At 34.2% G+C, this 269-nt stretch carries 1 protein-coding gene; it reads right to left on the bottom strand.

Annotation, left to right across the window (positions count from 1 at the left end):
• Window positions 1-127: 127 nt before the first annotated feature.
• Window positions 128-229 carry a RagB/SusD family nutrient uptake outer membrane protein gene (locus ACWA1B_RS22765; protein ID WP_456910903.1) on the bottom strand — a complete coding sequence of 34 codons (102 nt, stop codon included), beginning with the start codon at window positions 227-229 and terminating at the stop codon, window positions 128-130.
• Window positions 230-269 lie beyond the last annotated feature (40 nt).

Here is a 269-nt window from a genome sequence, read left to right as displayed (position 1 = left end):
ATCTGCCGGTGTAATTACTGGTCTATCTTCTACATCATCTGCATTACATGACACCGCTAATACACCAATGAATGCGATTAAAACTTTATATATATTTTTCATTTTGTTTATTTTTTATAAGGGTTAGTTAGTATCCTGGATTTTGTTGTAAAGTTGGGTTTGCCTGAATAGCTCTTGACGGAATAGGCATTAAATCTCTATAAGAGTCAGTACCACTACCATTTTTAATACCGCCTTTCCATTGCCAGATTTTAGATGATCCTGTGAAT

It is taken from the genome of Flavobacterium xizangense, from assembly GCF_054075145.1.
Note: the sequence above shows the minus strand (reverse complement) of the source record. Positions and strands in the feature narration are given on the sequence as shown.